The sequence below is a fragment of the Bacillus sp. ISL-45 genome (assembly GCF_018613195.1).
GTDB lineage: Bacteria > Bacillota > Bacilli > Bacillales > Cytobacillaceae > Mesobacillus.
In genome coordinates this window covers 94088-119835 of record NZ_JAGGQQ010000008.1, presented here as the reverse complement: position 1 = coordinate 119835, position 25748 = coordinate 94088, and the positions used below count along the sequence as shown (strand labels likewise).

General features: G+C 44.8%; 24 protein-coding genes. 5 read left to right on the top strand and 19 right to left on the bottom strand.

The window, feature by feature from the left end; all coding sequences use genetic code 11:
- Positions 1–449 precede the first annotated feature (449 nt).
- Both J7E35_RS10960 and J7E35_RS10955 read right to left on the bottom strand, forming a co-directional pair.
- On the bottom strand, positions 450–2384 hold the full coding sequence (locus tag J7E35_RS10960) for a S8 family peptidase (RefSeq protein ID WP_214779659.1): 1935 nt from the start codon (positions 2382–2384) through the stop codon (positions 450–452).
- Between the two features lie 175 nt (positions 2385–2559).
- Positions 2560–3966, bottom strand: a complete 1407-nt coding sequence (locus J7E35_RS10955; RefSeq protein ID WP_214779658.1) for an N-acetylmuramoyl-L-alanine amidase — start codon at positions 3964–3966, stop codon at positions 2560–2562.
- 202 nt (positions 3967–4168) lie between these two features.
- Between J7E35_RS10955 and J7E35_RS10950 the strand changes: the two genes are divergently transcribed.
- The gene (locus J7E35_RS10950) at positions 4169–4312 is read left to right on the top strand and encodes a hypothetical protein (RefSeq protein ID WP_214779657.1); all 144 of its coding nucleotides are present in this window, start codon (positions 4169–4171) and stop codon (positions 4310–4312) included.
- Positions 4313–4337: 25 nt separating this feature from the next.
- Here J7E35_RS10950 and J7E35_RS10945 read toward each other — a convergent pair whose 3' ends face one another.
- The 7 genes from J7E35_RS10945 to J7E35_RS10915 all read right to left on the bottom strand — a co-directional run bounded on the left by J7E35_RS10945 (position 4338) and on the right by J7E35_RS10915 (position 12333).
- Positions 4338–6014: a DUF4855 domain-containing protein gene (locus J7E35_RS10945; protein WP_214779655.1), complete on the bottom strand. Its 1677-nt coding sequence runs from the start codon at positions 6012–6014 to the stop codon at positions 4338–4340.
- A 376-nt stretch (positions 6015–6390) separates the two neighbouring features.
- On the bottom strand, positions 6391–6765 hold the full coding sequence (locus tag J7E35_RS10940; RefSeq protein ID WP_214779654.1) for a hypothetical protein: 375 nt from the start codon (positions 6763–6765) through the stop codon (positions 6391–6393).
- A 258-nt stretch (positions 6766–7023) separates the two neighbouring features.
- Positions 7024–7179: a YwzD family small protein gene (locus J7E35_RS10935; protein WP_214779652.1), complete on the bottom strand. Its 156-nt coding sequence runs from the start codon at positions 7177–7179 to the stop codon at positions 7024–7026.
- 389 nt (positions 7180–7568) lie between these two features.
- Complete coding sequence (locus J7E35_RS10930) at positions 7569–8885, bottom strand: short-chain fatty acid transporter (RefSeq protein ID WP_214779650.1); 1317 nt, start codon at positions 8883–8885, stop codon at positions 7569–7571.
- A 127-nt stretch (positions 8886–9012) separates the two neighbouring features.
- Positions 9013–9495 carry a C40 family peptidase gene (locus tag J7E35_RS10925; protein ID WP_214779649.1) on the bottom strand — a complete coding sequence of 161 codons (483 nt, stop codon included), beginning with the start codon at positions 9493–9495 and terminating at the stop codon, positions 9013–9015.
- A gap of 927 nt (positions 9496–10422) precedes the next feature.
- On the bottom strand, positions 10423–11661 hold the full coding sequence (locus J7E35_RS10920) for an efflux RND transporter periplasmic adaptor subunit (protein WP_214779648.1): 1239 nt from the start codon (positions 11659–11661) through the stop codon (positions 10423–10425).
- A 12-nt stretch (positions 11662–11673) separates the two neighbouring features.
- On the bottom strand, positions 11674–12333 hold the full coding sequence (locus J7E35_RS10915) for a hypothetical protein (RefSeq protein ID WP_214779647.1): 660 nt from the start codon (positions 12331–12333) through the stop codon (positions 11674–11676).
- Positions 12334–12772: 439 nt separating this feature from the next.
- Between J7E35_RS10915 and J7E35_RS10910 the strand changes: the two genes are divergently transcribed.
- Both J7E35_RS10910 and J7E35_RS10905 read left to right on the top strand, forming a co-directional pair.
- Positions 12773–14425, top strand: a complete 1653-nt coding sequence (locus J7E35_RS10910; protein WP_214779646.1) for an SWIM zinc finger family protein — start codon at positions 12773–12775, stop codon at positions 14423–14425.
- Between the two features lie 148 nt (positions 14426–14573).
- Positions 14574–17399: a DEAD/DEAH box helicase gene (locus J7E35_RS10905; RefSeq protein ID WP_214779645.1), complete on the top strand. Its 2826-nt coding sequence runs from the start codon at positions 14574–14576 to the stop codon at positions 17397–17399.
- Positions 17400–17440: 41 nt separating this feature from the next.
- Here J7E35_RS10905 and J7E35_RS10900 read toward each other — a convergent pair whose 3' ends face one another.
- The 3 genes from J7E35_RS10900 to ssb form a co-directional block, all read right to left on the bottom strand.
- Positions 17441–18010: a YdcF family protein gene (locus J7E35_RS10900; RefSeq protein WP_214780065.1), complete on the bottom strand. Its 570-nt coding sequence runs from the start codon at positions 18008–18010 to the stop codon at positions 17441–17443.
- 336 nt (positions 18011–18346) lie between these two features.
- The gene (locus J7E35_RS10895) at positions 18347–18553 is read right to left on the bottom strand and encodes a hypothetical protein (RefSeq protein WP_214780093.1); all 207 of its coding nucleotides are present in this window, start codon (positions 18551–18553) and stop codon (positions 18347–18349) included.
- Positions 18546–18962, bottom strand: coding sequence for a single-stranded DNA-binding protein (gene ssb, locus J7E35_RS10890; protein ID WP_214780064.1), 417 nt, complete (start codon positions 18960–18962; stop codon positions 18546–18548). Before ssb ends, J7E35_RS10895 begins: the two co-directional genes overlap by 8 nt.
- Positions 18963–19222: 260 nt before the next feature.
- Between ssb and J7E35_RS10885 the strand changes: the two genes are divergently transcribed.
- Positions 19223–19660, top strand: a complete 438-nt coding sequence (locus tag J7E35_RS10885) for a YwpF-like family protein (RefSeq protein ID WP_214779644.1) — start codon at positions 19223–19225, stop codon at positions 19658–19660.
- Positions 19661–19793: 133 nt separating this feature from the next.
- Here J7E35_RS10885 and J7E35_RS10880 read toward each other — a convergent pair whose 3' ends face one another.
- The 5 genes from J7E35_RS10880 to J7E35_RS10860 form a co-directional block, all read right to left on the bottom strand.
- Positions 19794–20090, bottom strand: a complete 297-nt coding sequence (locus tag J7E35_RS10880) for a hypothetical protein (RefSeq protein WP_214779642.1) — start codon at positions 20088–20090, stop codon at positions 19794–19796.
- Positions 20091–20517: 427 nt separating this feature from the next.
- Complete coding sequence (fabZ, locus tag J7E35_RS10875; protein WP_192471879.1) at positions 20518–20940, bottom strand: 3-hydroxyacyl-ACP dehydratase FabZ; 423 nt, start codon at positions 20938–20940, stop codon at positions 20518–20520.
- An 86-nt stretch (positions 20941–21026) separates the two neighbouring features.
- Entirely contained in the window at positions 21027–21287 is a 261-nt protein-coding gene (locus tag J7E35_RS10870) for a DNA-directed RNA polymerase subunit beta (RefSeq protein ID WP_214779640.1), read from the bottom strand.
- Between the two features lie 19 nt (positions 21288–21306).
- Entirely contained in the window at positions 21307–22155 is an 849-nt protein-coding gene (locus J7E35_RS10865) for a flagellar hook-basal body protein (RefSeq protein ID WP_214779638.1), read from the bottom strand.
- 64 nt (positions 22156–22219) lie between these two features.
- Complete coding sequence (locus J7E35_RS10860) at positions 22220–23038, bottom strand: flagellar hook-basal body protein (protein WP_214779636.1); 819 nt, start codon at positions 23036–23038, stop codon at positions 22220–22222.
- A gap of 256 nt (positions 23039–23294) precedes the next feature.
- Here J7E35_RS10860 and J7E35_RS10855 point away from each other — a divergent pair, with 256 nt between their 5' ends.
- Entirely contained in the window at positions 23295–23501 is a 207-nt protein-coding gene (locus J7E35_RS10855; protein WP_214779634.1) for a hypothetical protein, read from the top strand.
- A 161-nt stretch (positions 23502–23662) separates the two neighbouring features.
- Here the strand turns inward: J7E35_RS10855 and mreB are convergent, their stop codons facing one another.
- Together mreB and spoIIID are read right to left on the bottom strand one after the other, a co-directional pair.
- On the bottom strand, positions 23663–24667 hold the full coding sequence (gene mreB / locus J7E35_RS10850; protein WP_214779632.1) for a rod shape-determining protein: 1005 nt from the start codon (positions 24665–24667) through the stop codon (positions 23663–23665).
- 463 nt (positions 24668–25130) lie between these two features.
- On the bottom strand, positions 25131–25403 hold the full coding sequence (spoIIID, locus tag J7E35_RS10845; protein WP_031307660.1) for a sporulation transcriptional regulator SpoIIID: 273 nt from the start codon (positions 25401–25403) through the stop codon (positions 25131–25133).
- Positions 25404–25748 lie beyond the last annotated feature (345 nt).

Here is a 25748-nt window from a genome sequence, read left to right as displayed (position 1 = left end):
ATTTTACCAGAATTCGAATGTTATAAATTTTACGATTATATTACAAATCTCGCAAAATCGGTTTACAGTTTTGTTGATTGGGTAAATATAGTTGGTTCTGATGTTATTATTGTATTTAATTATTCGAGAACTTCGAGATAGGGTGTGGATGTTATACGTGAATTACCATCTTTTACCCCTCGACAAAGTTCGACATTTTCTGCTATAACTTATATAAGTTAAGATTTTGGTTGGTAATCTATTTGAGGCTGCCAATCAGCCATTTGTTGACACCGATCTGGTAAATCGGTGTCTTTTTTTGTCGAAAACGATGTTTATCCCCTGGAAGCATAAACAAAGGCGCACATGACTGGTTTCATGTGCGCCTTTGTTTGTTGATTTCCGCTTTACCATATTAACGCGCCGGGGGTCAGACCCCCGGCGCGTTAATTCCTTGGTGCGTTAATGCTTTACTTCAGTGCTGGATTATTGGCTTTGGATAGGAAGACGGAATAGGTGGATCTTTGCATTTTTTCGTTTGGTTTGAAGGTTCCGTCTGTGTATCCTGTTGTGATTTTGGCTGCTGCCAGGTTGTAGATTTGCTGGTAGCCGGCCATTCCTGCCGGGACGTCGCTGAAGCTTCCGGTTTGTGCGTCTGGCAGTTTATATGCTTTTGACAGCATGATCGCCATTTCAGCACGTGTGACAAATTCATTCGGGCGGAAGGTTTTGTCTGCCCGGCCGCTGATGATGCCCTGTTCGTATGCTGATTGTATAAAACCGGATGCGAAGCTGCTGCTCGGTACATCAGAGAACCTGGTCGCCCTTTGTGTGCCATTCAATCCAAGCGCTCTGCCCACCATGGCAATTGCTTCTGCCCGGGTCACATTATTTGCAGGCTGCAGCTGGTTGAAGGCGTCCCCTTTTAGTATATTCACTGAATATAAGTACATCATGTTCCGGCTGTACCATACCGAATTATCAAGGTCGGGAATCACGGGACTGGAAAGCGATACAATGGTTTCATTTACTTTATCCTTAAGCATGCTTCCATTGAGCCAAGGATAGATCATGTACTTTATTGACCCGCTTTTTCCGTAATCCTCAAACGTAGCTGAAGTTGCTTTATTCGAGATTAACCTTCCATCTCGATAGACCGAATATGCTTGGTACTTCTCTAATACAGGCTGCATATTAAGCTTGAGGGAGCCCTTCCCTGCTGTGGTAAAAGTAATGGGTGCCTGAGACTGGTCTACAGGAACCTTGTCAGTCTGGATGAGCCCGAACCCATATAATCGGTCCCTTCCAGCCATGCCCAAATCCTTTGCATTTTTTTGCAGAAGAGAGCGAATTTGATCATTCGTATAGCCAGGAAATTTTTCTTTATAGAGCGCCGCCATGCCAGCAACGAATGGAGCTGCCATCGATGTTCCGCTCATGGAACCGTAACCTGATTTCACCAGACTCGTTGGGATGGTGGAGTATATCATCTCACCTGGAGCCGCAAGCTCGATTTCCTGTCCTGTTGCTGACGAAGACGATCTGCGATTATCTGACTTAGTTGACGCGACCGCGATAACGCTAGGGAATTTTGCAGGATATTCGACGTTTTCTTCACTTCCTGAAAAAGTCCCTTCATTCCCTGCCGCAGCGATGACCATGATACCATTTGCATTGGCCTTGTCCACCATTGCCTTAATTCCCATGTCAGGATACGGAGTTGTCAAACTCATATTGATAATATGAACACCTTTGCGAATGGCCCAATCGATGCCGGCCATAATTGTTGAGGTTGTTCCGTCACCATTGCCATCAAGTGCTTTTACTGCATAAATCTCCGCACCAGGAGCAACACCGACAATGCCGATATCATTATTTTTCGCAGCAATGATACCCGCTACATGTGTGCCATGTCCATTTTCATCAAGGAATGATTTACTGCATGCATTTACACTGATGGAGTCATCCAGAGTACAGACTCCCTCTTTAACGGTCAGATCGGGATGGCTGGAATCAACACCAGTATCAACAATGGCTACTTTTATCCCTGCTCCTGTTAAAGTAGCAGGCACTTTGGCAGGGATATTCATATTCGTGTGTGCCCAGGGAGTGATTTGCGCGCTTGCTTCGAACTTATGCTCTTTTTGGAAGCCGGTAATCACACCAAGAGATAGCAGCCCATCTAGCTTTGCTGGTTCCATCACTACTGTGGCAGCTTTTATCGAAGCATAGGACTGGACAATTTCCCCGCCATTTTCTTCAATCCCTTCAAGGGCCATTTCGTCCTTAAAAAACACTATGTAACGTTCCGGCTCTGCTAGCGGTTCAATAGTGGTAGCAAAAGATGGGACAGCCGCCGAGGTGAATAATACTAAAATCAATAGTGAAGCAATCCAGTTTTTCATGCCATTTCCTCGTTTCCTAAAAAGTCCCTTCTACTAGAAAAACGCCAGCTCCTTGTCCATGACAAGCGCTGGAGCTAGACACTAATCTAAGTATAAAAAGATTATACTAGAAAAGGAGCCTATTATAAGACTCCTTTCCTATTTTAATAGGTTCATATTATAAATCAATAAATAACTAATTCACATTATTATATAAATACGTTACGTTATAACCTTTTGCCTTGTAATAATCAAGAATACCGAGGTAAATGGCTTCGGCTGCTTCCTGGCGCCACCATGCTGATGCAAGCTTCTCGTTGTCTTTCTTATTATCAATGAATCCTAATTCCACTAGTACTGCAGGCATTGAATTTTCACGGAGAACATGATAATCTCCTTGATCGATTCCGCGGTCGTACAGCTTCCATGCTGCCAACAGGCGATTCTGGATTGCCGCCGCAAGTCTTTTGCTGTCGGACTGATACGGGTTCGTTGCTGATGTACCATAGTAATAAACCTCGGTACCGTTTGCAGATCCATTAAAGGCATTCGCATGAATGCTGATAAAAGTATCTCCGCCGACACTCTTCGCCAAGCTAACGCGCTGGGAAAGTGTTAAGTAAACATCTGTTTCCCGTGTTAACTTATATGAAAAAGGCGTTTTAGCTAGAAGAGCCTTTACTTTCAGCGCTGTATCAAGCACGACTGCTTTTTCCTGGATACCGTAACCTGACGCTCCAGGATCCTTACCACCATGACCTGGATCAATGATGATCATTTCTTCATTCAAAGGCGTTGAGGCAGGTAATGGCTTGTTCATGAAGGATGGGTATGTTCCAGTAAGATAAGCACCGTGCACAAGTCCTTCACCTTCAGCTGAACGGATGAAAACCCAATCTCCTACTCTGTAGGCTGCTTCTACCTTAGTCGCGATCGGCAGCTCCTGGACAATAGTGAAATTCGTCGATGGTCCGGTGCGGACATTCAGCGAATCAGCCTTGATTTGCAGATCTCCGCCAAATTCAACTGAAGCATTGATTCGATATTTATAATTGACCGCTCTCGCTAAAAAGACCGAGAAATCTGCTCTCTTGATTTTCAGGTCGTAACCAAAGTTACCTGGTGAAATCCCCTGGGCAATCCCTTTTACCATAAGTGCATTCGCCGCTGAAACCGTATCGGATCCCCCATAGCCAAACGCTCTGTTAATAAGGAGGGCCATTTCTCCACGCTTGACAGGTTGTTCAGGCCGGAAAGTTCCGTCCTGGTAGCCTGATATGATCCCTTTTTCGACTGATGACTGTATGTATCCTGAAGCAAAACTTCCGGAATCCACATCTTTGAACATCGTCGCTCTTTTCGTTCCGTTGAGGTTCAGCGCACGTCCAAGCATTGTAGCTGCTTCGGCTCGCGTTACCTCTTTATTAGGGTTAAAATAACCCCCTGTTCCATTGACTATATTTCCTCCGGCAAGGTAACTGATTTCAGGATAAGCTCGATGCGAACTATCTACATCCAAAAAAGCAACAGCCGCTTCAGAGCTATTCGCTGTAAATGGCAGGATCAACAAAGCTAGTAAAATACTTGTGACAAAACGCTTCATTCGTCTGCTCCTTTCGTCTTTTTTTTACATTTTAACACATGGAAAACGTGCCTGAATCATCCAATTTAGCTATAAAAAGGCGAAACATGTTACAAAAATTAGGAGAAAAAGAGTTAAATACTGATTTACCAACGTTTATAGGACCTAAAAATGGAATAAATTACATGTTTTATATTAGTTGAAATCGGGGAAATTAATATATTTGGATGTATTGGAAGAGCCTGGAGCTAAAAATAACAATATTTTCATGAAAAAACCCGCCTATTTAGCTATTAAAGCTCCTTGCCCGGTGGCTATTTTACTAGTGACAGGCACCTCCCAACAACTGGAAGTTACCTTCCGATAACTGGCAGGTGCCTGTCACCTTGTTTTTATTGATACGCCAAACTGCTGAGTAATTGGTAAGTCTGATAATAGGCTGGCTGGTTCCAATATTTGACCATTCGGTCTACCATTCCTACACCTTGATAGACGATCAGGCTTTGGCCTGGGAGTCCGTACCGGTGAGCCATTTCAATGTATTGTCTGAAGTTTTGCAGCCCGGCTTCCATTTGGTGTGGGCCGTATTGGTCGATTTCAAGATTGATCCCGCTTCCGTAGATTTGTGCCTGCAGGAAGGCTCTGTGAAGGCGCGCTTCCGTATCTGTGATTTTCAGCCTAAAAGCATTTGGCTGAAGGTATGCTCCATCAAAGCCGTAATTTTTCCAGTGCTCGTAGTTGGTTGATGTAGCATGTGGCGAGTAAATGAACGCTCTGTTACGTTCATGGATTTCATCTGCTATCCTTGTGATCATTTTCTCATCTTCACGGTGGCCCATCGTTTCACTTAACCAGTAATAGCCCTTGAAATTAAGGTTTTCGTAAGCTGCTACATCCCAGAGCATCTCTGTCTGGTCGATGTACCAGGAAACGATTTTCTCACGTTCCGACATGGTATTCGGGTGTTCATTCCCTTCCAAGTCGACGATGGATCCTCCCATTTTAGGGTAAGGAATGGCGATATAGACATTAACCGTTTTGCCAAGGCCTTTCGCTGCTTCGTTCAGGTTATTAAGTCCTCCTGCTTCGTCAAAAGTCTGACTGAGGTACCACCACCAATCAGAATAATTGGCGTTATTTTTAGCATGGGCCCCGAACTCACCTCCAGGATAGCTCCTCCCTAGAAAAATAAAGCTCTCGAATAAAGTGCCCCAGCTTCCGTTTGGAGTGATATATGGTCTGAAGAATTCTGGAGAGAACGTGATATTACGCTCTGCACCATTATAGATAAGCGCGCCGTTACGGATGCCCGTTTCGTTCAACGCTCCTGTTTGTTCAGAATAAGTGACCATTGAATTGCTCACTGGATGAACGGTCGCTTTCGGATAGGTCATAGCCAGGCTGATGGCTTCCTCCGAATCGCTTACTGTGTGCAGTGTGACCCCGTCCTGTTTAACACTGTACTCCAATGGCTTGCTGTAAATCCGCGCTAAGAATATTGAAAATTGAAGCCTGTTCACAGGCATATCCGGCCTGAATGTGCCATCGCTGTAGCCGGTCGTCACATCATTGGCAGCAATTGCATCTATGTAAGAATAGTATGGTGATGATTGAGGCGCATCAGTGAATGTCGATTGCCCTTTCCCTTCATATCCAAAACCGACAGCAAGTGCTCTGGCCATATCTTTTCTTGTTAAATTCTCATTCGGCATGAAATTACCGTTATTCAAAGTGAACATCCCTTTTTCGAGGCTGGCGAGAGCCTCTTGATATCCCCTTGTCGTAACGAACATATCCGCTGGCACTGTTGTTGTTTCCCCTTGTGCCGTCAGATTCATTGCCCGTCCCATCATGACGGCTGCGTCCAATCTGGTGATCGTCTCATTCGGTAAAAACTTTCCTGAAACCCCTCTGATTACTTCCTTTTCGGTAAGGAACTTGATTTCGTGATATGCCCAATGGCTTCTGGTCAAATCGGAGAATTTTGTTTCCGCGGCGGCTGCCTGTGTTGCAAACAAACTGCTGATGCCCATCAGAACGCCCATAAGTAATACTGCTAGTCTTTTCATAGTAGGTACCTTTCTTTTTCAAACTATTTTTATTGCATGATAATATTATTATCGACAGACACTGTAAAATTTTAACACAACCAGGGGTATTTATTAGTATAAGTTTCCATTTTTACAGACGAATAGACGGAGGAAAGGTTACCGTTTGAGATAAATGCTATTCAGGAATACTTTGGTGGCGGGATTGAAAGCAGTTAAGCGGAGACTCTGTCACGTGATAATGAGGACCAAAACGCAGAAAAGGCAGCCCGCGTTATGCGGACTGCCTAATTAGAAATATATATGGCAAGCTTCATGATTACACATGAAAGTTATGATATGTCGAGTCTTGTATCAGGTACGCACTGCAACTGTATATTCCTGCTCACGAATGTGCTTAGTTTTTGTAAGTGTCGATGATGTATTTCGCTTCCATCTTGCATGAGTAATCGAACTCTTTACCATGCTTCGCCTGGAGCTTTTCGATTTCTTCAATCTGTGCCGGAGTTGGCTCTTCATTAAAGACTTTTTCGATTGTTTCATTGATTTTAACAGCAAGTTCTTCGTGGAAAACCGGATCAGCTTTCATTTCCTCACTGAGCTGGCTGTACCATGATGAAGAATTGATGATATATTCTCGCCATTCCTTGATAAAATCATTAAGGTTATACTTATTTTCATCCCAGCCAATTCTGCCCATATATTGCTCAAATGACTTAGAAATAGACCTGGAAATGCTAATTTTTATACCTGGAGCAAGATCTTTTAACATCCTATTTAAGGAACCCCCTAAACAAATACTATACTGCACAAAAGTAACATAACTACAATATCATAACTTCATACATAAATACAAATCGACATCATTCAACAGTTTATGGGGGTCAGATTTCCAATACAGTAAAGCTTTAAAGCCCCGGGGGTCAGACCCCCGGGGCTTTAAAGTGATAAAGTGTGTTTACTCGTGTTCGGTTTATAATGAAAAAAGCAAATGGATATGCCCTTTATAGTGGCTTTCCATTTGCCTGGTTTATTTGACTACGGTATTTTTCAGATCGTTTTTGAGGTCTTCTACGATCTTGGCTACGGTGATCTCTTTTTCATTCATGCCTTTTTCATAAGCCCTCTTGATTATGTCAAAGAAAAGCTCCTGATTATATTCTGTCTGCTTCAATTGTTGTTCCAATGACAAGACCCTCCTGATTTCATTATGAATATCATATATAAAACTATTGAAATTGTAAATATAATTCCAGTTAATATATTTGTGAACAATTTTCTACTATTATAGTAGAAAATCTTTTCATACGTATTACAGCCAGTTAACAATTAAGCACTGCAAAAATTACCCTCTTGCTTTAAAGTATGATTTCCTTATTAAAAGGCCACTAAATTAGGCCTGTCCACCTTCATTTCGCTAACTAGGTATGTTTGTTCCTTCCTTTTACCTCTTAAGTTGCTTATGTAAACATGTTGATTCTCTTCACTAGAGAAACCCATCCCTTTAACGCATTAACCCGCCGGGGGTCTGACCCCCGGCGGGTTAATGCGTTATCGGATTGCTGCTTTTTGGTGTTAATACAAAAACAACATGAGTACGGTTGTCAATGCCCCAACCCAGATGGCAAGCAGGAAGCAGTAGCCCATGATGTGACGGATATGAAGTCCTACGACACTTAGAATTGGCAGTGCCCAGAATGGCTGGATTAAGTTGGTCCATGCGTCTCCCCATCCAACTGCCATCGCAATTGTCGCTGGATCCACGCCTAATGCCATACCTGCCGGAACTTGTAGCGGGCCTTGAAGTGCCCATTGCCCGCCGCCTGAAGGAGCCAGGATATTAACTAAACCTGCTGCCCAATAGGTGAAGATATCAAAGGTTTCTTTAGAGGCAATTGAAGCCATCCCATCAATGATCGCTTGGCCAAGACCGGAACTGCCAAGTACTGCAATGATCCCGGCATAAAACGGAAATTGCAAAATAATTGGAGAGGTGGAACCTGCTGCCTCTTTAAAAGCCTCGCCGAACTGTCCCAGTGACCTATGGAAGAATAAGCCTAATGATAAAAACATGATATTAATAATATTCAAATCCAAGTCACGGCCATTTATGAATTCCGTGACCACATAAAAGAGACCAATTAGTCCTATGAGTATTCCTAAAACAGGGGTTTTTTCTAATTTTAGTGCAGGTGTATTTTCCTCATATTCCCCTGTCACTTTCTTCTTCGCAGGAACTTCCTTTGCAATATAAGGTTTTATATTTGTTTTTGGAGCCATTAGACATATGATGACAGGCATCGTGACGAACAAGGCGAGAAAGATAATGATGGTAGAAAGGCTGAAAATTGTTTCTGAAGTTGGAATGACCCCCATTACATCTGCCAGAAAATGATCCGGGGTAGCGACCGTCAAACCAATTGAACTTGATAGTCCTGCAGTGTACAAGACTGTAGGTGAATATGCAGCAGCAACCAACAGTGGGAAGTGAGCCTGTTGGTTTCGTTTTCCCACCTCTCTTACAAATATCGCTCCCACGACCACTGCCAGTCCCCAGTTGATATAGTACGAACAAGCTGAAATCGCAAATGTGAATACATATGCTTTATTCGGGGTGCTGGCAAAGGAGGCAAGATGTTCAAGCCCTTTTTTCACAAAAGGAACTGATGCCAATACCATACCCGTCAACAAAAGAAGCACCATTTGCATGGTAAATGCTAGATACACCCAGAAACCATCACCGAATGACTTGATTAGATCAACTGGTTCTGTTGGGTTGGTAAAAAAGCCGATGACAAAAACGAATAATGTAAGAAGGACTGCAATGACAAACGCATCTGGCAAATACCGCTGGACTCCCCTGGACAGACGATCTGCAACCGAAGATAACATCCCATCAATCACTCCTTTCTTTTTAATAAAGTATATTGTTGATTAGGCAAAAGATGTCCAAGTGAATAAGTAATTTCGCTTTAACGCATTAACCCGCCGGGGGTCAGACCCCCGGCGGGTTAATGCGTTAGTGTTTTAAAACTCGTTTGGCGCCTACATATTTTGTTTTCCAGTATTTTGAGTCCATGGATTGGATGGAGACTCCTTTTGATACGGTTACAGCAATGAATTTGCCTTTTTCAAGGTAGATTCCTGCGAAGGAAACTCCTTTTCCGTTTGTATTGAAGAAGACCAGATCGCCTTCCTTCAGTTCATTTTTGCTTACGGCCTTGCCAGTTTTGTATTGCGCGAGTGCCGTTCGAGGTAATTTAATGTCTGCGGCTGAGTGGTCAAAAATATATTGAGTGAAGCCTGACGCATCGAATCCTTTTTTAGGTTCTGTACCGCCCCATTTATATTTTACCCCATGGTAGCGCTTCGCTACCTCTGTGACCTCCTGTCCCCACGAAACGCTTGCACTTGCTTTTTGCCCCACAGACCCTAAAAAAGCCAAAGAAGCAATTGCAAAAATGACTAACCCAATAAAAAATCTTTTTGTTACTGCACCCATCTTTTCATTCCCCCGATTACTGTATGTTTTGGTTTACACACAGTTAGTCGAAGGATTTTTCACTTTCGTTTCAATGATTCTTGCGACAATAAAATCAACTTGTTTTTACAAAATCAGCCTTTTATTCACTCGTTAACCCTAGTTCATGTAGCCATTTCACCCAATTGGCTGCTCAATTCGACAAACTTCTATTCTACTTAATTGCCACCTTGGAAATATGTAGGAATTTGTTTTGTTTATTTTTTTGAAAAAGGCGGTATAAGAGGAATACAAAAACGAAATCCCAAAAAAATACATTATAAAAGGAGTGTTTTACATGAAGGTTAAAGCAGGAAGCTGGAGTATGTTAAGTCAGGAACAGAAGCTAATATTATTAGAGGAGATCAGCAAGAAGGGACGAAAGTGGAAAGACAATGAGTAATAATTATCGATTTAAACAGGTGCCTGACTCAACAACTAGCAGCTTCTCTGAAATGGAAGTCAGGCACTGATATTTTTGTTAATCAAATTCTGCTTCATTACAGGATACACTTTCACTTTGACCCAGAGCACAAACAGAACAAATGGGATGTTAAAAGCAGGCCCACTAACAGGACCGGTCCATAAAATACTGCATCGATGACAATGACCAAGGTGTACAGAAGGGGAATTAGATAGAATGGGATAAATAATATATTCATGTAGACGAGAGACATATAAGTTGCTCTAGCGCGATTTGTATCCGCATCTTTAGCAAGCCCCCAGCACCCCCTGATCTCCTCCAAAGTCCGTTTAACCACCTCAAAGAAAATCCTCAATACATTCACCCCTCATAAAACATTCGAATTTGAAATCCACGGTTAGGTAAATATCTCATATAGAACGCTTTAACACACTAAAGCAGCGGGGGTCTGACCCCCACTGCTTTAGTGTGTTGAAGTTCTCTTTTTATCTTTTGAAGAAGCCTACCATGATGGACTTGAATATTTCTTTACCGGGCTCTTTACTGAGTGTTTTTTTGTTGAGGATGTCTGGTTTTAGTTTGCTGAAGAATGGGTCGCCTGCTTTTTGGATTGCTTCTGGATTCTTGACGACGAGTTCTCCTGGTTTGGCGCCTTTTTTCACTTCGACTTTGCCGTCAAGCGTCAATCCTTTTGTGATCTTCCTCTTTTCTACTTTGCCAAGCTCGTTTAGAACATACACGTAGCTGGCTTTCTTTGTCTTTTTTACTGATTCTTCAGGAACAGTTGCTGCGTTCACGACCTGGTCGGTAACGACGGCAACCTCGACATGCGTCCCTTTTATGAGGTCCGTCTGTTCATCGGTCAGCTCGACTTCGTACGGGAAGCGGCTTTCTGTTTTTACCGATGGATCCTGCTCAGGATAGCTGGCGATGCTTGTCAAGGTTCCCTTTACAGTCCCCTTGACCAGGTCCGACTTTACGAAAACCTCCATCCCCTCCTGGACTTCCTTCAGATCTTTTTCGGTAAAAGCTCCCTCAACTTTGGGGCTGTCTGAAATAATGGTCACAATAGGATTATTCAAATCATAATTAATCTTCTTCACAGTCCCGGCCACTTCGCTGTTAATGCCGAGCTGGTCGCCACTGTCTTGTGAGTTCAATGTATTGTCATATGCATCGATTTCAGCTTGGATCCTCGTTTTCTCACTCTTCTTATCGTAGATTTCTTTTTCAATAGAAACGTTCATAAGTTCGCTGGAAGACCCACCTGAATCAGATGTCCCATCACCTGTCACAGGAATGCTGTTATCTGTTGCTGATTCAGATACGGATAACAAATACTCCAGCTGTTGGATTTGATCATCGATTAAAGCTGCTTCCCTTACAAGCTGCCGCTTCTCCATTTCCAGCTTGTCCCGCTCTGCTTCATTGCTGTCACCAGCATATTCATACAAAGGACTGCCGACGTCAACCGGGTCGCCCTCTTTTACCAGGAAGTTCTTAAAGCCGCCTGGGGTGTCATTATAATAGACATGATGTTCCTCGACAGGTGTAACGACTCCCTCCGCCTGCAAGGTTTTTGTTAAGCTCTCTTTTCCGGTCGCTGTCCACTTGTTTATATAAGAAGAGCGCACCGCTTTGCTGTCGTCTTTCAACGCCAGGTACAGATTTCCCGAAATAAACAGAACGCCTGCCGACATTAAGATCAGTGATTTCTTTTTCATCAGTGCACCCCCTTATAGAATTTTTTCGAATTGAATGAACGAAAACAGCGCCGAGAACAGCCAGAATATCAGATTGATTCCAATTACCAGCAACAGGACAATCCCCGGACGTTTCCCGGTAAGCATTTTGATGTACTTGTATTCTATAAAAATAACCCAAATTTTGAATAGTGTAATAGCTGCCAGAAAATAGATGATGAAGTCATTATTCGTTATGTATTGTGCAATCACGCCCAATGAAAACGGTGAGGACGTTTTAATCAGCCCAAGCCCCGTTGCGAGCGGGATGTTGATCACTTTTTCCAAAAGAAGAACAGGCATAACGTAAAGCTGGACAGTCACAAACTTTTTCAGCTCAATATCTGAAAAAGTCCAGAAAAACAATGCCGGTATGAAAATCATCGCAACACCGTAAAACAGGCCCCAAATCAACTGCCCGATCATGAACAGCAGTTTTTGAAGTTCATATTTTTCCCTTGAAACGGCAGTCAGATTTTTCGACAGATATTCAGAACCGATGCCAAAATAAGCACTAATGCCAAAAATCAGTCCGCTGAGCAGGACCAGCATTGCTGTATTCTTCCAAACTCCAGGTACATATTCTGAATCTCGTAATTTATATGTATATAAATCAGGATAAAAAAGGCCGCGAAGCACATGTATTCGGTTCATCTAATGTCCCCCAGATTTTACTTGTATAGTTCATTTTATATGAAATATACCAAAAACCAAAATGAAAACCGCCGTTTTTTTGAAGAATTACTAAAAATTTGTCAAAACAGGACGATGATTTATACTCTATTCAACAATATCGAGAGTAATCCCTGCATTTTTTAAATTGTATATCCCCCTCCTCTAACCACCTTTTTTTGGGTATAATAAAAGAATATGTTTTTTTTGATTGCTGTTTTCGGAAAGATTGCTGTTAAAATCCTAAAGCCGATTTTAACGTGATAAAAGCCATTTTGTATGTCGGTACTAAGGTTGCAAGCTCTTTTCTCATAATAAGCATTAATTTTTGGAAGAAACTTAAGTAATTCATTCCTATTTTGTAGTCAATAGCAACAAAGTTTGAGAAAAGAGCCTTTTTGATTGAATTTAGAGATGCTGCATGAACGGAGGAATCGCTGTGGCTGTCATACCTGATCACCAGGCACCGATTTTTAAAGAAGCTGCCGCAAAACTGAATACGATGCTGAAATCCGAGGTCGAGGAGGATGCGCGCCTTGTGCAGAAAGGGCTGATGCTCTATCGCCAGGGGACGGTGCACCATCTGAAGTATATGGTGAAGTCGATCTGGGCGACGGTCCAGGACGTGACCCCGGTTCGTGTGTACATAAATGTTTCAGATCCTGAAGAGAGCAGCTGCACCTGCCCTGCTAATTCCTTCTGCCGCCATCGTCTGGCTGCGTTTTTTCAGGCGTACGGTGATGTCGCGAGTGTTTCGGACTGGGTCGAAGCCTGGCGAAAGCCTGCAAAGGAGCAGCTGAACGCAGAAAAATGGGGACTGCAGCGGGCGAAGGATCTGGTAAAAAAGGACACCCGGGCTGGACATGATTACGACAGCTGGGCCGCTTCCTTTCGGGAGAGCTTCGAGGAGATTGTCAAGGGCCAGGGCGAACCGAAAGCCTATGTTGTGCCCGGATTGTTCCGTTCCTATATTCGCCGCGTTGAGGTATCCGCTCCGCTTGAGGCCGTTTGGAAAAACCTTTATATGATCGCAGCGTCGGTTCATTCCTTTAATTTGCTCACAGAACTGGCAGGCGAACTCGGACACGATGAAGAGTCGGCAATGGACCGCTATTACCGGCCGCTGTTCGAGGATCTGTTCAATGATGCTGAAGAATACGTCGAGCGCCTTGCTTATGGGACGATGCCGTTTTCGTTTGATTCGTTTTTGGAAAAACTGAAGGAAGAAACAATTGGATTGACGGTGCCCGATGCTGCTGTTGGCTATGACCGAATTGATTTATACCGTTTGTTATGGGAGAAACTTTTTAAAAATGGGAGCTGGCGTGATGCCGAGCGGGCGCGTCTTGAAAACTTTGGCGATGACAAGCGGGACCTGATCGAGGAAATCGCCTTGATCCATCAGCTTGTTTTAGCGAAGCAGGACGGTGAGGCTTTGAAGCGATTCACTGCTCTCCCTGTCGGTTCGCTTCCATATATGTTTTATTGGCTCGACGGTTTCCGTGTCCAGCGCGAATGGAACAGGATGGGTCCTTTCATCGAATACCTCGTCCAGCAGCTGCGGAATTACCTTAAGCTCCTGGGTGATTATTATGCTTGTAAAAAATTCACTCGTTATGCGCTGAAGCTCGTTGGCACGTATACGCGTGAAATTGGCCGCGGCGAACTGTACGACCGGGCGCTGGCACAGGCGATGCCATACAGTTTTTACGAATATGAAGATTCCTTATTTGAAAAAGAACAATACGAACAGTGGGGCGAATTGCAGTCTTACTTCGGCTTTGAATATAATTCGATTTCAAGCGAGCGGATTAAAGTTTTACAAAAAGAAGCTCCTGAGGTATTGATTCCGCTGTATCACCAGATGATCGGCGATTTAATCGAGATGAAAAACCGCAGCAGCTACAAGCAGGCCGCACGCCTGCTGAAAAAGCTCCGTACGGTCTATAAAAAATTGAAGCGCGTGCCCGAATGGGAAGAGTTTTTCGGCAAGCTGCTCGTGAGGACGAAACGGCTGCGCGCATTCCATGAAGAATGTACGAGAAGCAAGCTGATTGAGGTGGAGGAAGCATAGGGCGCATCCCACTGCTCCTAGCGAAACGAAGGAAGTGCAGGGTGCTTCCCCCTGCTCAAGTTGGCGTGACGGAAACAGACGATACCTAGTTTAATGTGAGAAAGAGACAGGAGAACCGTCCCCATGTCTCGCCAAGGAGGTGCTTTTGATGCTTGAGATTAAGCAGATTCATATAGATGTGATGCCGGTTGCGGGCGGGCGGTATTTTTTGAGTGCTGAGGATTTTGATGGTTTTGACCTAAAGATCTCTGAATGGAAGAAGCTGCTCTTTTTCCGTCATAAGGAGAGTTACTTCGGGACGATGCTGGATTCGGAAAAATGGGGTCCTGCCGAGGGAGTGACTTTGAGTGCCTGGCAGCTGGTGACGCTGTTTGGCGAGGAGAGCTTCAACAGGCTTGTCGAGTGGGAATGGGATGACCTGGGCGATATCTGCCTGTCGACGGCCCATGCGATTTATGATGCGATCCTCGCGAAGGAATGGCATCCTGATTTTACCCAGCTTGATGGCGAGGATTTCCGCTGGAAACTTCCGGTGAGTGTGCTCGATGAATTCCATGAGCCATTCTGGGAGGAAACGTTGAAAATCAGTGACGGAGAGCTTCTCGTGCGCGATTTTGTGGCGGACCTGTTCCATCATGCGCTCGAGTCTTACTTCCATGAAAATGAGACGATGAAGTATCTGCTTGGTGACAAGCTTGATGTGCTGCGGAAAAAGCAGCTATCGGCTTCGCAGCTGGCTGCCTACTTTGATGAGGACCGATGGCTTGAATGGATTGGCCTGAAGGAAAATCCGGCGCCGTTTTCGATTGGAATGCGTCTTGAAGAGCCAATCGATGACCTGGGAGATTGGAAGCTAGGGTTATTTTTGCGCGGAAAAGAAGAGCATATGCTGATTGAAGCCCGCGACTATGAAAGCTATCCTGCTGGCTGGGACTTTTTCAGCGAAAGAATTGAGGATGAAGAAAAGCGGCTTGCATCGATTTTTCCGTGGATTGAGGAAGACGGCCGCCTGAAGTCCACTCTCTCCGAGGATGAAGCTTGGATGTTTTTAACCGAAGCGAGCGAGACGCTGATTGCGCTCGGCATCGAGATCCTCCTCCCTTCCTGGTGGGAAGCGATCAAGAATGCGAACCTGAAGGTGAAGGCGCGTCTAAAGGGACAGACTGGCTACCGCCGCTCATTCGTCGGCTTGAATGCGATGCTCGATTATGACTGGCGTTTTTCGATGAACGGTGTGGATTTGAGTGAGGATGATTTCCAGCGCCTGGTGAATGAAAAGCGCCGGCTTGTCTATCTGAAGGGCCGCTGGATCAAGCTGGACCATGGCTTCATCCGCCAGATCCAGGAAATGATGAAAAAGGCCGATAAGGAAGGCCTCCACATCCGCGACCTGCTGCAGCAGGAGCTGTCTGATGAGGAAGAAGGCGCTGAAGGACTCGAGGATCCAAGGGCGTTCGCAAAAATCCAGATCGAGCTGAACCGCCACTGGAAGCAGATGATGAAGCAGCTGTCGGAGACAAAGGAAATTCCGGATATGCCGGTGCCTGCCGGCTTGCATGGTGAACTGCGCCCGTATCAGAAGCTCGGCATGAACTGGCTGCTGTTCCTGCGGAAGTATGGATTTGGCGCCTTGCTTGCCGATGACATGGGCCTCGGGAAAACGATTCAGCTGATCTCTTATATCCTGTCGGTAAAAGAGCAGGAAAACGACGATCACTCTGCATTGATCATCTGCCCGACATCCGTTCTCGGAAACTGGCAGAAAGAGATTGAGCGCTTCGCTCCGGACTTGCGCGTCCATCTTCATTACGGGCCAAACCGCCTGAAGGGCAGCGCTTTTACCGAAGAAGCCACAGGCTCGGATATTGTTCTGACATCCTATGGACTGACGCACCTCGATTTCGATGAGCTTGAAAGCATTGAATGGAGCAGCATTGCGATTGACGAGGCGCAGAATATAAAGAACGCCGATACGAAGCAGTCGCGAGCGGTGAGGAAGCTGAAGGGCAAGCACCATATCGCCTTGACCGGTACGCCGATGGAGAACCGCCTGTCTGAGCTGTGGTCGATTTTCGATTTCACGAATCGCGGCTATCTTGGCAGCGCCGGCCAGTTCCAGAAGCAGTTCATTCTGCCGATTGAAAAAGAAGACAAAAAGGAAAAAATCAGCCAGCTTCAGTCGCTGATCAAGCCTTTCCTGCTGAGGCGGACGAAGAAGGATGAAGAAGTTGCGCTGAACCTGCCTGACAAGGTCGAGCAGAAGGAATACTGCCCGCTGTCTGCCGAGCAGGCTTCGTTATACGAGCAGCTCGTGAAGGACACCTTTGCGCAGATCGAAACATTATCGAGTTTCGAGCGCAAGGGCTTAATTTTACAGATGCTGAGCAGGCTGAAGCAGCTGTGCAACCACCCTGCTTTGTATTTGAAAGAGGAAAATCCGAAGCATTTGGTGGATCGTTCTGCGAAGATGGAGAAGATGATCGAGCTGGTGAGCGCTGTCCTCGAACAGGAAGAAAGCTGCATCATTTTTACCCAGTACATTGGAATGGGCGAGATGATCCAGGCCGCGCTGAAAAAGAAATTCGGCATTGATGTTCCGTTCCTGAACGGCAGCCTGCCGAAGACGAAGCGCGATGATTTGATCACGAAATTCCAGAACCGTGAATTCCCTGTGTTCCTGCTGTCACTGAAGGCCGGCGGAACCGGTCTGAACCTGACGGCGGCAAACCACGTTGTCCACTACGACCGCTGGTGGAATCCAGCCGTTGAAAACCAGGCGACGGACCGCGCCTACCGCATCGGGCAAAGCCGCTTCGTGCACGTGCACAAGCTGATCAGCACAGGAACGCTCGAGGAAAAAATCGACGCCATGCTTGAGAAGAAACAGTCGCTGAACGACCAGATCATCCAGAGCGACAGCTGGATCACTGAGCTATCGACCGATGAATTGCATGAGCTGGTGTTTTTGTCATAGTAGCATCACCAGGCCACGAAGCTTTCGCTTTGTGGCTTTTTTTACCTAAAAGGCAAACTAAAAATATACCCGATATAGAAAAATAACTCCCGCATGAAAAACGGAACTTTACTCTCCAATGTCTTATATACGGAAGTTTGCGTCGGCGATGAATAAGCTTCCATTCCAGTGTTTTTGGCCATTAACATGGCTCTTTTCATATGTAAAGGGTCGCTGACAATCGTAAATGTCCTGATGTTTTGCTGTTTTGCAATTTCATAAGCGTAGGTTAAGTTCTCTTCTGTAATTCTTGATTTCGTTTCTATCAGGATATTCTCCGGGTTAACATTGTTTTTAACAGCATACTGCCTGGCAATCTCGGACTCTGCGTACAAAGCGCCTTCACCCTTGCCGCCGGTAAAAATAATCTTATCCACGTACCCATTCTCATAAAGCCAGATCGAATGATTGATCCGCTCGCGTAAAACTGGAGATGGCTCATCACCCCAGGCAGCTGCACCAAGTACCACAGCCGCATCCGTTTTCACATGTTGAACCTTATTACTGAAAGACCAAATGCTAAAAGCCGAATAGCTGATGAAAATAAATAGGACCAGTATTATGGCAAGCATTAATCTGATCCCGAATTTTTTGGTCAATTGAAATCAATCCTTTGACAGGGTGTTTTATCTTCATTTTAGAAGGATGATCCAATTTATTCAAATAAGTTGATAGGCTTTTTTATTATAGAATGTTGATATTCGTTCCAGGCGCTGCGCCTTCCACTTCAATCAACGGGACAATAATATGCTTTAACAGAACCAAAATAATAAAAAAACCGGCTGTAAGAGCCGGAAGCAAATGTTGAGGGTATATTGGAGATCGGGTTATTGAATTTCTCTCTTAAAGATCCTTTTTGAGGCTATTATGAGGAAAATTCACAAGTGATGTTAAAGATAAGCACTTCATTATTTTCTTGCGTATTCTTTTCTGCTGGTATTGGGTCGCGGCGGTTCGGCAATGAAGGAGTAGACACGATTGATCTGAATCTCTTTAGAGGCAGTTTCGAGCTGGCAGACACGCTTGGTGAGTTCGTCGATCTTCTCATTGTTTTTGCCAACCATTTTAATCAGGCTTACTAGCAGCTTTTCGATTGAGTCGGTTTCATTATGCAAATGGAAGCTCCTCTCTTTGCGGTGCTGCTGGTACGGTCTGCGGCTGTTGAGGTGGATGTGAAGCTTGCGGCGCTTCCCTCGTACTGGCCGGTTTTGTGCTTAAAAACCTTACTCCCTCAGCAACGACTTCAGTCACGTAGACACGTTTGCCTTCCTGGTTATCATAGTTCCGCGTCTGGATGCGGCCGGTGACTCCAAGAACGGAGCCCTTTTTACAATAATTCGATGTGTTCTCTGCTGTTTTCCCCCAGAGGATGCAGTGGACAAAATCTGCCTCAATTTCGCCGCTGGCATTTTTGTAATGACGGTTCACCGCAAGCGTTATATTCGATACCGCCTTGCCATCAGGTGTGTACCTGAGGTCCGGATCCCTGGTCAGCCTGCCGACTAGCGTTACTTGATTGATCACTTTTTCATCTCCTTTCTCCTTGATACCCCGATGATATTCCTTTTCAGGCCGGCGGTAAAATGGCGAAAATCGTTCTTTTACCTGTAAAAACTGCTTCAAACCACCATGGGATCTCTGGATAATTGAATTTTCCACCCACCTCATACAGCCAAAAATGATTTTTATCAATTCTGAAATTTTTCTTTCGACAAAATGGCTTATTTTCGTTTTCGATTGATACTGTGTTATAATTTGGACAAGAATTTCGGGAGGTGGTCGACATGAAGACGTTTAAGTTGATTTCAATGCAGCTTGCTGATGATGATGCTTTAGTGGATATCGAAATGGAAGACGGCCTGATTATCAATAAAGAGGATGAAAAAGGCACCTGGCTCGTCGAGGTTTTTGCTGACCATAAATACATTCCTTATTTCCAGGATGCATGCGACAATGACAAAGAAATCATCGTCCAAGTCGTTATCACCAAACGGGAGAACGACCCGGCAGCCTTTTTGACCAAAGTTTGTTGCGTGAAGAAGCTGAAGACCCATGCCAGCATCCTCTTAACAGGAAAGCTCACCAAGCCGAAGAGCGATTATCCTGAAAAACTGCTGGAGTATCTACTTGATAAAGGGTACAAAGGCGATGCTCTGCTTACAGAATTCAAAGAAAAAATCATCACAAGGCCGCAGATTTTGCAGCCGAAAAAAGTGTTATAAAACTCCCGCTTGCAGGCTGGAGTTTTTTTCATACATAAAAATAATCTAAGTACTAGCCGAAGATTGGGCGAGGCTGACAGAGGTTACCAAGCGCAAAATAAATGGGCAGGATTTCACACCTGCCCTTTTTTCATTATTGATCGTTATTGTTCTCGTCGTTCATATCAAGTTGATCTTCAACAGCATCTTCGCCAGGCTCGTTGTTGTCTTCCATCATGTCGCCATCGTTGTCAGTGTTGACGTCGTTGTTGTTGCCGTTGTTCCCGTTGTTGCCATTCATCATGTCATTTCCGTTCTCGCCATTGTTATCTGCAGGGTTCTCAACATCCACGTCATCATTCGGAGGAGGATCCTGATCATTCGCGCAGCCAGCAAGGAACATAGCGGATAGCAATGAACCGCCGATTAGCATTAATAGCTTTTTCTTCATGAGTAAAAGCCCCTTTCATTAATAAGTATTTTTGAGACCTGTTGCACGGGTCTGCTGTTATATTGCCCATCAATGAAAAAAACTTGCATGGTTTTTTGTAAAAATTACCCGTTTTTTGCTGCAAAAAATTTTTTCCATAAAAATATTCTAAATGGCCAAATTATTAGCCATCGTTATACGAAATAACTTCCTTTATTTGAGGATCCAGTTTCTTTTTTCATGAAAATCAGACCTCCTAACCGAACTGGAAAGATTATTCTCTTAATAAAAGGGGTTAATTGCCCATTAATGAATAACATTCTCCCAAAACTCATCGTTAATCTCCGACTCAACCTCCTTAATCTCCCGAAAACAGCTAGGAATCACGCCGTCTTCCTAATTATGTAAAAAAAAAGGACCCAACTCAAAATTGGGTTCCCTCCATAATTTACTTTATCGCAAATGTAATTTCCGCTTCACAAGCCAGCTCGCCATCAACTGTAGCTACGGCTTTTCCTTTTCCAATTGGCCCGCGCAGCTTGATCATTTCCACTTCCAGCCTGAGCTGGTCTCCTGGTTTAACCTGCCTTTTAAACCGGCAGTTGTCGATGCCGGCGAAGAAGCCAATTTTGCCGCGGTTTTCTTCTAGCTTCAAAACAGCAACTGCTCCAACCTGCGCCAATGCTTCGACGATTAGCACACCGGGCATGACAGGGTAATCAGGGAAATGGCCGTTGAAGAATTCTTCGTTTGCCGTTACATTCTTAATGCCGACTGCCCTTTTCCCTTCTTCGATTTCGACAATTTTATCAACAAGTAAAAATGGATAGCGGTGCGGGATGATTTCTTTGATTTGAGTAATGTCCAACATTTTTAGTACCTCCTACTAATACTTACTAACCATTGTACTAAATAAACCAAATAAAAAGGAAGGGAAATCTCCCTTCCTTCCGAAAATTATTCTCTATTAACCAAATCAATAATATGACTCCAAGTTGACTTTTCAAAAACATCCTTCGCTTCGCCGCCGCCCATCACGGCATAACCGAACATGGCGCCCAGCACGACACTTGCGGCTAACAGAAGGACCACAATCATAATCCGAAGCCAGATCGGAATAAGGCGAACCCGGATTCTTTTCTTTTTTTCGCGTGTCTTCTTGTTCTTTTTCACTTCTTCACGCGTTATTGCTTCTTGATTATTCTCGTTCAAAGCCATTTTGATTGTTCTTCCCCTCTTAACGGATTCCATTCACTAGTCCGAGCATTTGATCGGCCAGTGTTATCGATTTTGAGTGGAACTGATAGCTCCGCTGTACATTGATTAAATCCGTCATTTCTTTACTCACATCTACATTCGATTGCTCGAGGACACCTTGCTGGATGGCGATTTGATTCCTCAGAGGGCCTGTCAGGTTCGTCATGACCTCTTCCTCCGTTACGCCAAGCTCAGCCAGATTGTCTGGCAACCCAAGCAGATTCGCCCCTTTTTGCTCTAAAAATTGAGGCTTATTAATCAATACTACACCAAGATTCACTTCTTGGCTTGTCCCATTGTACATTTCGGCTGTTAAAAGGCCTGATTTATTTATAGTGAAGTTTTTGACATTCCCTGTAATGGTGATTGGCTGGTTGTTCTCGTCAAGGAGCGCGTGCCCGTCGCTATTGACAAGCATTGACTCATTATCAGAAAGTGGCGACAGGTAAAGTGAACCATTTCGTGTCAATCGCATCGCTGAGCTGCCGTCTTCATTCTGGACCATCGCCCGGTAAAATTGGCCTTCTGCCGTAAAAGCAGTATCCAATGGCCTATCCGTCGTTTTGATATTGCCTTGCGACAGATTCATCTGTATCTGGCCTAATCTTGCCCCATTCCCCTGGCGAATATTAAATGGTGTCATCCGATTCTGCGGCTCAAGCGCATTATTAGGCTGGTTCCTGTATTCCTGTACAAGCAGGTCGGTAAAGGAAGCTTCCCGGCGTTTGTACCCGGCAGTATCGATATTTGCCAGGTTGTTGCTGATCATGTCCATCTGCTTTTGCAGCTGGGATAAAGTATTGGTTGCGGTAAACATTGTTCTGTTCATATTTTATACCTCAATGCGCTTCCAGTGTAGGAGAGCGATTCCTTTTAAAATTTGATCCAGAATTCTATAGCCTTCCGATTTCGTTCGCAGCTTTTTCCATGCTTTTATCATAAGCCTGGAGAATCTTTTGGTTCGCTTCGAAAGCTCGATAGGCTGACATCATGTCGGTCATCGTCCTGCTGATATCAACGTTGGACTGCTCAAGGAAACCCTGCTGTGTCCTGAACTGGACGCCAGCGTTGCCATTAGCAAACGGCAATTCGCCGCCATCTTCTGTGCGGAACAGCCCGTCGCCTTCTTTTACCATCCGCAGCGGATTGTTCGAATAGGCAACACCAAGAGCTGCACTCTCACCATTTTCACCTGTCAGGATCCCGCCTTCAGAGACGGTAAAACGGTCGCTCGAGAGCTGGATTTGCTGGCCAGCAGAATCGAGCACATAGTGGCCGCTGCCAGTCGTCAAATACCCCTGTGCATCAATCGTGAAATTCCCATTCCTTGTATAACGAACTGTGCCGTCCGCGTTGCTTACTGTAAAAAACACTGAGCCATTTTCAGGCATATTTATATCGAGCAATGCTACATCTGTCTTCCGGCCCGTTTCGCGCAAATCACCCTGGATGAATTTCGGGACCGCTTCCTGCATGTATACACCTGTATTGATTGTGCCAATCTCCCTGTTGAACGGCAAATTCAGCCCATTCTCTGTAGGGATTTGCTGCTTGTCAAAGCGCTGAAGCAGCATTTCCGGGAACGCCCGCATTCCCGCCTGATCAGCTTTATACCCCGGCGTATTGGCATTTGACATATTATTCGTCAGCATTTCCGTCCTGCGCTGCTGCGCCAGCATCCCGGAAGCTACTGTATAAAAACCTCTGAACATAGTTTCACACCCTTTTTGGAAAAACACCTGATTGAACAGGTAATTTTTTCACTACTCTCTATTATAAGAAATATATCGGCAAGAAACATTAAAAATTTGCAGGAAAATGTAGGATTTTGGGTTTTATTCCAGAAAAAATGGGTAAAACCGAATTGCGCAAGCGCCTTGGTCTGTCCCGACAAGCGCTGCCCGCCTTAAAGCGCCACGTCCTGTGGCTGGCGGGTCTAGCACATCCTGTTCCTCGGAGGGCCTGACAGTGAAGTCGTTCTTTGACTTCATTGGCAGGACCGAACTCGAAAAGTATAGCCGACTGCTTAGAAACGCAGAAACTGGAGACTCCGACAAAGAAGCGCTTTTTGCTTCTGCCGGCGGAGTTGAAGTTTCGGAGTTTCTAGGAGGCGACACTAGACAATTCGAAAAGAGGAGGCGACTGCCCAACTCCGACAAGCGCTGGAGGGCCTGACAGTGAAGTCGTTCTTTGACTTCATTGGCAGGAACGAAGCGTCTCGAGGGGCAAGGCGCTGGAGCTGGACAATTCTCAAAGTAAATTTAGTACATTCTAATTTCAACCAAAAAAATCTGGAATCCTTCAGTAATTTTACCGAAGCAATTCCAGATTTTATTTTAGACGATTCTGCGGCGACCTGCGATCCGGTCGATGTTATCAAGCATGATGCCTGTGCCGATAGCGACACAATCCATCGGGTTATCCGCAATCAATACCGGCACCTTCAGCTCTTCCTGCATCAGCTGGTCGATGCCATGAAGCAAGGCTCCGCCGCCCGTCAGAATGACGCCTCGGTCAATGATGTCAGCGGACAATTCAGGCGGAGTTTTTTCCAGTACCGTTTTCGCTGCCTGAACGATCACTGCAACAGATTCCCTTAATGCCTTTTCGATCTCTTCAGAACGAACTGTAATCGTGCGCGGAAGTCCGGACACCATATCACGGCCGCGGATTTCCATTTCCTCACTGCGGCTGCCCGGGAAGACTGTCCCGATTTGGATTTTAATATTTTCAGCTGTTCTCTCACCGATCAACAGCTTATATTCACGTTTAATGTAGCTTAAAATTTCAGCGTCGAATTTGTCACCGGCCATTTTAATCGATTGCGATGTAACGATGTCCCCCATTGACAGGACAGCTACATCCGTCGTGCCGCCGCCGATATCCACAACCATGTTCCCGCTAGGCTGGAAGATGTCCATGCCAGCGCCGATTGCCGCAACCTTTGGCTCTTCTTCAAGGTAAACCTTCTTGCCGCCGCTTTTTTCAGCTGCTTCCTTGATCGCTTTCTGCTCCACGCTCGTAATGTTCGTCGGACAGCAAATCAGGATTCGCGGCTTGGAAAGGAAGCCTTTTACGTTCAATTTATTGATAAAATGTTTAAGCATAGACTCCGTTACATCGAAGTCCGCGATAACCCCATCCTTCAACGGGCGAATCGCTACGATATTGCCGGGTGTACGCCCAACCATTTTGCGCGCCTCTTCCCCAACAGCCAAAACCTTGTTCGTGTTCTTATCAATCGCCACAACAGACGGTTCATTCAAGACAATTCCTCGACCTTTAACATGGATCAACACATTAGCTGTACCAAGGTCAATCCCGATATCCCTTGCAAACATTTTGCTTTTTCCTCCTTGACAAATGGCTGGCTGCGGCTGATTAAGCCTCGTGATCTCAGCTGACGAAAAGCCTCATCTATGTAAAAATAGATCGCGATGTCCGAGATTACACAGACGCTGCCGCAATCTGCGAACCATATTCTACCCTAATTGTTTATTTTATCACAACAATAGTAAATAAGTAACTTCCAGCTGAAAAATTTGAAACATTTTGTTTAAATTTGTCACAATTAAAAGGCTGAGTATTTCAGAAGCACTTGTTCAGCCGATAAAGAGGGCTTGTCCGCTTTTTTCCATAATGAAAAGGCGGCAGCCTCCGCTATGTATAAAAGCAGAATCATACACGCCTTTTGTGGCGATGCCCGGCTTTTCTGGATCTAAGCTGGGCATTTTTCATTTTTATGTCGGCAATGTTCACACAGCTGAATTACGTTCCCTCCAATCTGTTAGTTTCAATCTTTTTTCACTTAACCGGCTCTTCTTCCCTTTCCTCTTTGCGATACTTCATTTTCGTGGCTTCGCCGCCTCTCAAATGACGGATTGATTTATGATAATCGAGAATCTCTTTTACTTCATTGGCAAGGTCAGGGTTGATCTCAGGCAATCTTTCTGTCAGGTCTTTATGGACTGTACTTTTGGATACGCCAAACTCCTTCGCTATGACGCGAACTGTTTTTCTCGTCTCCACGATATACTTTCCAATCTTGATTGTTCTCTCTTTGATGTAATCGTGCACACCACTCGCCCTCCCTAAATTGGATGTGAGAAGTGTGAAATGAGACTCGCTTTTATCGGCTAATATTGCATTCCGCAAAAATTCCGCTGCGGCAGAAGGTTGGTCCTTCTGGATATTACTAAGATTAATCATGTCCCCGGCTGAATCCTCATATTGTTCAAACGATTCCTCACCTCAAACACTCTCTTTGTCAGGTTTGTAACATTTTATTAGCTTGGTTGAGGATATATGCACGAAAAAAGCAATAGGGACAAGGTATTGTGAAGTTTTTTGAAAAATTCAACTATTTTTAGCAGAAAAACTTTCCTGTTTACCCATTATTATGTACAAAAAAACCTGTTCCTT